1 protein-coding gene is annotated in these 1197 nt (G+C 60.2%); it reads right to left on the reverse strand.

Annotation, left to right across the window (positions count from 1 at the left end):
* Positions 1 to 637: 637 nt before the first annotated feature.
* The gene (locus tag FKV25_RS15670; protein ID WP_141519725.1) at positions 638 to 1066 is read right to left on the reverse strand and encodes a hypothetical protein; all 429 of its coding nucleotides are present in this window, start codon (positions 1064 to 1066) and stop codon (positions 638 to 640) included.
* Positions 1067 to 1197: the final 131 nt, after the last annotated feature.

Consider the following 1197-nt stretch of genomic DNA (forward strand, 5'->3'; position numbering starts at 1 on the left):
AACGCCTCGGTGTCAGCACCACCGTAATTCAGCAGGGGCCGCACGCCGGATCTCGCGCCCTGCGCCCGAACAGTTGATCGAGGTTGCCCTCGAACCGATAAGCGTGGGCCTCGGGCGCGATGCTCTCGACCCTTAGACTGTAGCGGAGAAGCGTGACGACGGCAGCAGGGATCGACTTGGGGAAACAGGGTGAGGCTACTGTTTCCTACCTCGCGAAGAGAAAGTCCACTCTGACCCCTGTTTTGCAAGACCGCCATGGCATCAGCCAGGGACAGCGCACTCTTCGGTGAGTCGCGTATCGTAGGCCCTCAGCACCCAGTTGCCTTCGACCTTCCGGTACTCGTACGAGGTTTGGACTCCTTCCTGGCAGGTTTGGAAGGAAAGACCGGCTCCGTCCGGCGCAATCGCTGGCGCATTTCCCTCTGTGCAGCCAATGGACGAGCATGGCTGCGGTGTCTTGTTGAGATCGCTAGACGCACAACCGGAAAGAATCGTCATCGCGAGAATTCCCACAAGATTGCCTTTCATCCTTCCTCCTCGGCCCAACCATGGACCCCGCGTCGCACCGCGAATCGGCCTCGACTCCAATTGATTGTTGGAGCAAGCCAGTCGCAAATGCAAGTGCGACAACCTCTGGTCACTTGCACAGATTGTCCCGTGCCAACGTGGCGCCAATTTGCTCGGCAGACCAGTGCTGGGTGATCCAGATGCCAAGTGAAGCGCCCGAGGTATGCCACCACAAGCCACCACCGACCGGGCGAGCGACGTTGTGTGCACTGGCGATTCGCCATGCAGCGCGCTCACCGGGTCCTACTTCAAGTGGGTCGCCAAACAGGAACTTGCCAGCAAAGTTCCAAGGGCTCATTGCTTCGACTGCCAATGGCATGCTCTCTTGGCAGCCTGTCCAGGCCTCGGCAATGCTCTCCGCGGTGTAGTCGGCGGGATCAGCAGGAACTGGCCTGGAGTTCACCTTGGCGAGGCCGATCAGGTAAATGGCGCCCGGCAACAAGGCGATCACTCCTAGAATCACGGCCAGTGAGAGGATTGCACGGTGCCAAGTCTGCATTGTGTGACGCCTGATGCCTCATGTCTTCCAGATTCCCTACTGTAGGTGCCGAGAGCCCGGCGTGCGCGCCCGATAACGCCTCGGTGTCAGCACCACCGTAATTCAGCAGGGGCCGCACGCCGGATCTCGCG

This window comes from Marilutibacter aestuarii (assembly GCF_006546775.1).
In the GTDB taxonomy this organism is placed as follows: domain Bacteria; phylum Pseudomonadota; class Gammaproteobacteria; order Xanthomonadales; family Xanthomonadaceae; genus Marilutibacter; species Marilutibacter aestuarii.